The sequence below is a fragment of the Laspinema olomoucense D3b genome, assembly GCF_025370785.1.
GTDB lineage: Bacteria > Cyanobacteriota > Cyanobacteriia > Cyanobacteriales > Laspinemataceae > Laspinema > Laspinema olomoucense.
In genome coordinates this window covers 74,432-82,305 of the sequence record NZ_JAMXFA010000032.1, presented here as the reverse complement: position 1 = coordinate 82,305, position 7,874 = coordinate 74,432, and the positions used below count along the sequence as shown (strand labels likewise).

The 7,874-nt window shown below is 49.7% G+C and carries 8 protein-coding genes; 1 reads left to right on the top strand and 7 read right to left on the bottom strand.

The window, feature by feature from the left end; genetic code table 11:
• Nucleotides 1–635 precede the first annotated feature (635 nt).
• The 3 genes from NG792_RS20790 to NG792_RS20780 form a co-directional block, all read right to left on the bottom strand.
• The gene (locus NG792_RS20790) at nucleotides 636–839 is read right to left on the bottom strand and encodes a hypothetical protein (protein ID WP_261236665.1); all 204 of its coding nucleotides are present in this window, start codon (nucleotides 837–839) and stop codon (nucleotides 636–638) included.
• A gap of 12 nt (nucleotides 840–851) precedes the next feature.
• Nucleotides 852–1,940 (bottom strand): SGNH/GDSL hydrolase family protein, encoded by a 1,089-nt coding sequence (locus NG792_RS20785; RefSeq protein WP_261236664.1) that lies wholly within the window; start codon nucleotides 1,938–1,940, stop codon nucleotides 852–854.
• 430 nt (nucleotides 1,941–2,370) lie between these two features.
• Nucleotides 2,371–2,820 (bottom strand): hypothetical protein, encoded by a 450-nt coding sequence (locus tag NG792_RS20780; RefSeq protein WP_261236663.1) that lies wholly within the window; start codon nucleotides 2,818–2,820, stop codon nucleotides 2,371–2,373.
• 201 nt (nucleotides 2,821–3,021) lie between these two features.
• Here NG792_RS20780 and NG792_RS20775 point away from each other — a divergent pair, with 201 nt between their 5' ends.
• A complete protein-coding gene (locus NG792_RS20775) occupies nucleotides 3,022–3,285 on the top strand; it encodes a hypothetical protein (RefSeq protein ID WP_261236662.1) in 264 nt (87 codons plus the stop codon).
• On the opposite strand, the gene NG792_RS20770 is transcribed toward NG792_RS20775, so the two are convergent.
• The 4 genes from NG792_RS20770 to gatB form a co-directional block, all read right to left on the bottom strand.
• Nucleotides 3,243–3,878 (bottom strand): hypothetical protein, encoded by a 636-nt coding sequence (locus tag NG792_RS20770; protein ID WP_261236661.1) that lies wholly within the window; start codon nucleotides 3,876–3,878, stop codon nucleotides 3,243–3,245. The two genes, NG792_RS20775 and NG792_RS20770, sit on opposite strands and share 43 nt — an antisense overlap.
• A gap of 257 nt (nucleotides 3,879–4,135) precedes the next feature.
• The gene (locus NG792_RS20765) at nucleotides 4,136–4,318 is read right to left on the bottom strand and encodes a hypothetical protein (RefSeq protein ID WP_261201211.1); all 183 of its coding nucleotides are present in this window, start codon (nucleotides 4,316–4,318) and stop codon (nucleotides 4,136–4,138) included.
• 261 nt (nucleotides 4,319–4,579) lie between these two features.
• The gene (gene argJ, locus NG792_RS20760) at nucleotides 4,580–5,821 is read right to left on the bottom strand and encodes a bifunctional ornithine acetyltransferase/N-acetylglutamate synthase (RefSeq protein ID WP_261201210.1); all 1,242 of its coding nucleotides are present in this window, start codon (nucleotides 5,819–5,821) and stop codon (nucleotides 4,580–4,582) included.
• A gap of 352 nt (nucleotides 5,822–6,173) precedes the next feature.
• A complete protein-coding gene (gatB, locus tag NG792_RS20755) occupies nucleotides 6,174–7,658 on the bottom strand; it encodes an Asp-tRNA(Asn)/Glu-tRNA(Gln) amidotransferase subunit GatB (protein WP_261236660.1) in 1,485 nt (494 codons plus the stop codon).
• Nucleotides 7,659–7,874 lie beyond the last annotated feature (216 nt).

The following is a 7,874-nucleotide window of genomic DNA, read 5'->3' as shown; positions in this document are numbered from 1 at the left end:
GCAATCCCGTACCAAATCCGACGTGTTGTCGGGTCTGCCGCGAGGTCTTGGCTAAATTTTGGGAATTTTGTTGCCATAGGTCCTCTGATATCCTGCTGATCTTAATCCGAGCTGATGTTAAGTACCGGAAATCGATTTATAGCATACAGCCAAAGCCTTCTGTCTCATTCACTTTGTCCCGTGAAGCAGACCCCGACTAGGCCGATTTGCCACATTTGAGGTACGGTTTTAAACCGCATCTCCTCTGGCTCTTCAACATCGTTCGGGGGTTGGGAACCTTGATCCCGTCATGGTCAATCACTAGAGGGCATCAATACTGGGAGTTAGGGAAGATTGGTTTGACCAGTTTTCCTGGGTCGGTACAATGCCAGAACATGGGTGATGGATGGAGGTTGAAACTGTCAGCAGAAAACTGCGTTTCTGTCCTCGGGTTCCATTTTCTGGCGGCAGACTCTAGTGAACTCATCCCAAGACGGGGCAGGGAGTGGATCCGAATTCCCGGAGGCTCCCCCACGAGGCAAATTTAGTAATTGTGGTGTAGTTTAGCAAAATTTGCGATCGTCTTGAAGGCATTTTGCTATCCTTAATCAAACTTGTGGGGAGGACCCAGGGCTGCGATTAAAAAAGCCCCCGTTTTAACGGAGGCTGTACAGGTCTACAATGCCGGTACCGTAAAGGTTAGAAACCCAGTTTTTTCGAGGATTCAAGGCGGGGTAGGAACCCATTGGAGGCCAAAACCTGGTTTTGAATTCCTGATATCTGCCGGTTCCTGGGTCTTGTTCAGGCCGATCGCACCGTCCGCCTGAACAGCAAATCCCCCCAGCTTGATTGATAGTCATCCCCAGAAATTGTTATGGATGCTTTCGCGATCTCGAATGTAACGCCAGCCAGGATTCTGCATGGGTGAGGGTCCCTTGCCAGAGTTCGTATCCTCGGGCATTCAGATGTAATCCATCCGTAGTTAATCCCACCTGCAAGTTTCCGGCGCGATCGCTAAACTGAGCATACAAATCCAAATAACTCGCCCCTTCTTCCCAGGCGATCGCCGCCAATTGCTGATTGATCCACTCAATTTGCCCATTAGAAATCTGGGGTAACCTCGTCGGCAAAATCGATTGCAAGATCACCTGCGCACCTGGATGCTCTTGACCCAAGCGGCGCAAAATCTGCCGGTGATTCTCCACAATTTCCTCCACCCCTATCCCCTGCCGTAAATCATTAATCCCGGCCAAAATATAAATCGTATCCGGTCGAGTTCCCCGCAAAGCCGACAATCGACTCAGGATGCCTCGGGAAGTATCCCCAGAAATCCCCTGATTCAACCAAATCGGGCCCTGGGGAAGTCGGTCCTGGGGAAACCACATACTAATCGAATCCCCCAACAACACCGCTAACCGATTAGAACCCTGTCCTTTCGCCACCGCTTGCGCTTCTCGTTCTAGCAGGGCTTTCCATTGCTCATAAGTCGGCTGTTCCCAGGCATTCGCCCACAAGGATCCATAACTCTCACAGGGAATTCGGGTATAAGTCTGTCCTGCCTCCAATGCCGCTAACCGTTGTTGATACAGTTGCGGTCCCGATTGGGGTCGAAAGGATGGAGTTCGGGCATAAGCAACCCGTTCCGGTGCAGTTTCATCTTGGGGAAGGGCTGCCTGTGACGAGGCGATCGCCCGGTGAGACTGTCCCATAAATTCCGCCGGATAACTATCAAACAGTTTATCCCTCGATACCCAGGGGGATAAACTTCCCATTGAACTAAATTCTGGCCCACTCATTTCTACCGTGGGAAGAATATCGCCCCTTGCGGTCAATTCCCATTCCTGGGTGTAGATTCTCAGTATAGTTTGTTCTGGGGGCTTAGGCTGGTTCGGCATTGCCTCAGAAATTGAGGTCTTCATCTGAGTCAACAACCCGATCGCCAGCAATAATGGATCGCTCATCCCACGTCACTCCTTCACAGACACCTTTAAATTTCCCAACCTGAATCGATCCAGTCAGGACAACCGTACACCCATTTTGAGACTTTGGAGGAACTAATCTGCTGGGGAATGAAGGTCATTCGATGTCCAAACCTCCCAATCCACATCGATAGATTGCCCATGCAACCCCCTGCAATCAGCGCTCTGTGGTATCCTCTGTACGAGTCCAAATCTTAAACCCTGACCGCAACTTTGACTCTCCTCATATCCTCTGCGGTGCAGTGAACCTCCTAAAAACTAGGTCGCCAAATCTGGAATTTCTCACCCCTTGCTAGAAAGCAATAAAAAAGGCGGTATCTGAAGATAACCGCCCTCATCAAAACTACTCGTTTTTAGGTTTTAACCGTTGGGTTGCGCGTTGAGCAATTGGAAGGATGAAAAGAGAATTTTATTACTGTTGCTGATAGTGTTGCAAAACTTCTTGAGTATAGTCGGAAATTCTTTCGCTGTTATACTGCTCAGGGTCTCCAGCCATCCACCAAGCCGCCGCCCGACGCACGGCTAGGGATTCATCATTGCCACTGGCTTCATACTCCTCCTGGAGGATATCGCTCATCACACAGGATAAAACTTCTCTAGCTTGGGCTTCATTCGCTTCAAATTCCGCTGGGGTAAGTTCCTGCTGAATACAGAGTTTTGACCAGCGGGGAATATTATCCGGTTTAATTTGCCACTCGCTATAGAGTCCGTCATCTTCCGTGCCCGTATCCGGTGCAGCCAGTCGCAATGCCTCTACGAGAGAGTCCACTTTTGCATCAGTAATTTGGGCCGTCGCTGGCATCGCTACTAGGAGAGAACTGGTCAAGATTCCGCCTAGAATTAGGCTGAATTTTTGAGTCATTTTCGAGGATTTTAGCAAATTCATAACGGTCTATTTCCGCTAAATTTTCAACGAGCTATTGCCGGGAATTGTGTTATTTTTTTAGGGTACAATCGGGAAATTTTTCAAAGCTGGTTATAGGTATAAACGAAGAATCACAATGATTCACTCATCCAAAAGATAGAGAATTTAAACATTTATTCTCTGGATAAGAAAAAATTATTGATTCTCCTGCAATTGTTTAATCAATTTCTAGGAAAAACTGCCGGAGGACTGTGGGGACAATCCACCGCGATCGGCTGCAAGCTGCAAACTGCCCCCATCACAATGCACAACTTGCCCTATTCCTTGCTCGGATGGACAAGGCAGTGCCTTTTTCTGGGTAGTCTTAAAGTTAGATTAGAGGATGTGCAGTGCCCTAAGCTGGGGGGAAAAGGCGATCGCTATGGGGGAGATGCCGCGACTTCTTCATCGGGTTTAAAATAAATTCCTAAAGAACCCCACCCTTGACTTCGTAGATACAAATGAGCTGCCACTTGATGTTTACAAACTGACCGAGGGGCCGCAGTTTCATAGCAAGAACATCCATCGGATTTGACCTCGTTGATATTTCCATTCAGGGGATTCCAAACGAGGATTTGCTGAGGGAGTAACTTAACTTGCAACGCTTCGATCGCCGCTTGATTTTGCCGTTCCAAATAGTCGAATACCTCGCGATCGGGAAGGGTGTAGAGGTTTTCCCCTTGCTGTACTGTTAGGCGGTACTCACTGATGCTAACCCCGCTAATCGGTTCCCCCGGGCGATCGCAAATCCCCAACAAACTCAACAGCGACTGAATCAAATACTTCCGGGCGATGAAGGTGCAGCCCCTCCCATAAGGCGTCCGATAGACAATATAGGGAGTATTCGTCCGCTTGACAATCCCCAACCGTTCTATCTCGATTGGACAAGAGACGATCGCCTTATCCAAAGATTGTTTTCCCCGCTGGGGTAAGCGTTTTGAGGCCAGTTTGCTCGGTGGCAGTTCCAGCAGGCTAAAATTTTCCAGAGCGGGGGGTTGCGGATAGGTCTTGTTCATGGTATAATTGTTTCTTGTGAATCTTGTGAATTGTGATATTCCTGTGATTGCCTTGATGACTCTTGTCATTCTCGTAGTGGTCCGGGTAGATTGATTCACTGATTATTGTTTTTCCGTTTTGGTCTTCGATTAGTTAGTCGCTAATCGAGAGTGATTCGGGTCATTTGGTCTAAAAAGCGCGGTACTACTTGGTCGTGGGCATCGCGCTTTTTTATTGTTTGGTTCTACTTTAATTTTATTGGCAAAAAAACCTAAAGTCAAGAAGATTCGGATTTTTTTAGGTTTGCTTGGTCCGCCAGGGCTTGTAAGAGTTCCTCTACCAGGGGCATTTTCTCATCCGGAATCACCTTGAGGATATGGGCCGCTTTTACTTTGGGGATAGGGAAGTAGAAACGCTCTCCTTGTCCGGTAGCGGGGCGTCCGCCTTTGTTCTTGTTCATCGAGTTCCGTTCAGAACGTCAGGTTTATTGTTCAGTAAAACTAGGGGCAATTCAGTTGCAGGCAGTTTCCCCCTCATGTTGAGTCATCAGGCTTTCAATGGAAGGGGAATGTCTAAATTGCGCTCCGCTTCCAGGGAAATATCCATCGCCCCTATTTAATTTTAACTTAAACTTAAACTTAATCGGGTTTATACCCCAGGAGGGGGAAGTACCCCTCCTGCAACATCCGTGGATTTAGCCACTGGATCAAGGTGTTGTTCCTTACGTGGTGTACTCGGCGTTGATCTTCACATAATCATAACTGAGGTCGCATCCCCAGGCTGTTCCGGTTCCGGACCCATTGCCAATTTGAACCTGCATGAGGACCGTATCCTCTTTTAAATACGCACCGGCAGCCGCTTGTTTCAGATAGGCACTGGCGGCAGGGCGATCGAACGGTAAGGGTTGACCGTTTTCCATCAACAAAAACTCACCCAGTTGAATCCGCAGATTGTCTTGGTCAAAGGATACCCCGGCACGTCCCGCTGCTGCAGCAATTCGCCCCCAGTTCGGGTCCCGTCCAAAGACGGCAGATTTAACTAAGCTCGATCCGACAATGGTTTTAGCAACCCGACGTGCTGCGGCGTCATCCGGTGCACCTGTAACTTGGACTTCAATCAGGCAGGTTGCGCCTTCTCCATCCCGGGCGATCGCCTTCGCCAGATATTGACAAACCGCCGTCAATCCCGCTTCTAATTTTTCCGCCTCCGGACCCATTTCTGTAATCGCCGGGGTCCGGGATTGTCCATTGGCTAACGCAATCAGAGTATCGTTCGTGCTGGTATCACCATCCACCGTAATCTGATTAAAACTGCGATCTGCCGCCCGTTTTAGCATATCGTGCCAGAGATGGGAAGAAACACTGGCATCGCAGGTGACAAACGCCAGCATGGTTGCCATGTTCGGATGAATCATGCCTGAACCCTTGCAAATCCCTCCAATTCGCACCGGACGTCCCTCAAAGGTGGTTTCTAAGGCGATGGTTTTGGGGACTAAATCCGTGGTGCATATAGCTTTGGCGGCGGCATCATTGCCTTCGGTGGAGGAAGCCGCTACAACGGCGGGAATCCCACTGCGCAAGGCGTCCATGCGAATCCGTTGACCGATTACCCCAGTGGAGGCAATTAGGACAGAATTGGGGGAAATAGAGAGTTCTCGGGCTAATAAGTCGGCACTTTCGAGGGTATCCGCCAACCCCTGCTCCCCGGTGGCGGCATTGGCTTGTCCGGCGTTACATAAGATAGCGCGGGCGCTGGCTTTTTCCTCAAGGCGTTGGCGACAGTAGTCTACACAGGCGGCACGAACAACGGAGGTTGTGAACACTCCAGCGGCGATCGCCTCTACATCGGACCAAATCAATGCCAAATCCGGTGCTCCTGACGGTTTTAACCCAGCGGCAATCCCTGCCGCCCGATACCCTTTTGGAGCCGTCACCCCTCCGGTTATTTCTTGCCAGTCTGTCATAGTTGTTTCCTTGAAAAGTGGCCTAGTTGACAGGGGATTATACCAAGATGCGGCTCTTTGAAGGGTCCGGGTTTGACAATATTGGGATTGGAGGGATGGGGGGGATGGGGGAGATGGGGGGGATGGGGGGGATGGGGGGCCGGGTCCTCGTGACGTGGCTGAAGCCGCGTCACGGGCTTATGGAGGCTCTGCCTCCAGTCCGGGAGCATGGGCTTAATCTTCGTGATGAGAGCTACAGGCGGCAGAGCCGCAGATGCCCGTGACGCGGCTTCAGCCACGTCACGAGGGTTCTGTTTCTCCCCCATCCTCCCCATCCTCCCCATCTCCCCTATCTCCCCCATCTCCCAATCCATCACCCGTTTAACTTTTGCTCAACCAATTGGTTAGTCAACTTAGGATCCGCACGTCCGCCGCTGAGTTTCATGACTTGTCCGACAAAGAAGCCTTTGAGCTTGGTTTTGCCGTTGCGGTAGGATTCCACTTCTTTGGGATTGGCGGCGATCGCCTCGTCAATCATTTTTTCCAAGGCGGAAGTATCGCTAATTTGAATTAACCCCTTGCTTTCTACCAGTTCCTTGGGTGACCCGCCTTGGGTAAGCAATTCCGGTAAGATATCTTTGGCAATTTTGCCACTGATGGTCCCGGATGTAATTAAGCCGGTGAGTTCAGCTAGGGCCACGGGAGTCAGGGCGATCTCGGTAATATTCAGCTTTTCAGTTTTTAAATAGCCGGTAATATCCCCTTGAATCCAGTTAGCGGCTTGTTTGGCATCCCCACCTTCTGCGATCGCCGCTTCAAAATATTCCGCCACGGCACGATCATCGGTGATCACCCGCGCATCGTAGGGGGATAAGCCGATTTCAGTTTCGTAACGATGGCGTTTTTGGGCGGGGAGTTCGGGGAGTTCGGATTTCCACTGTTCTAGTTGAGTGGAGGAGACTTCGATGGGTCCTAAATCCGGTTCGGGGAAGTAGCGATAATCGCTGGAGCCTTCTTTACTCCGCATACTGATGGTGCGTTGGCTGCCTTCTTCCCAAAGGCGGGTTTCTTGGTAGATGGGTTCGCCGTTGTTGATGGCTTCGATTTGTCGTTCGATTTCATACTCGATCGCCCGTTGGATGGCGCTAAACGAGTTCATGTTTTTAATTTCGACTTTGACGCCGAATTCTTTTTGTCCCACGGGACGCACGGAAATGTTGACGTCACAGCGCAGGGAGCCTTCTTGCATATTCCCATCGCTGACGCCGAGATAGCGCACGATCCGTTGCAATTCTTGGGCATATTCTGCTGCTTCTTGTCCCGATCGCAAATCCGGTTCGCTGACGATTTCAATTAGGGGAATCCCGGTGCGGTTGTAGTCTACCAGGGAGTAAGTAGAACCAGAGAGGCGATCGCTGCCAGCATGGACCAGTTTTCCGGCATCTTCTTCCATGTGCAGACGGGTAATTCCAATCCGCTTGCGGGTGGCATTTCCCTGTTCGTCTACCAGTTCGATTTCCAGCCAACCATGTTCGGCGATCGGCAAGTCATACTGAGAAATTTGATAATTTTTCGGTAAATCAGGATAAAAATACTGCTTCCGGTCAAATTTGCTGTAAGGCGCAATCTTGCAGTTGAGTGCCAGTCCGGCTTTGACGGCGTATTCGAGGACCTTTTGATTCAGCACTGGCAACACCCCAGGCAACCCCATACAGACTGGATCGATGTTGGCATTGGGTGGTGCACCAAATGCTGTAGAGGAATTCGAGAAAATTTTAGTTTTGGTACTGAGCTGACAATGGGTTTCTAATCCGATTATCGCTTCGTACTTCGTTGTTACGGGTGCAGAAAGCGTCATGAAGGTTTAAATAAGCGACTATGCAATAGTACCGTTTTTATTTTAGCCTCCCAGACGCCTCCTGTTGGAATAGAACCTCAGAATCACCCCGAATTCACCGGATGAGGTTACTCGATAAAAATCTCAAATTGCCAATTCCATATAAAGTATTTTCAATGAAATATATGTAATATAAAGCCTGTGTAAATTTCGTCAATAAATGATGGAATCACTGAC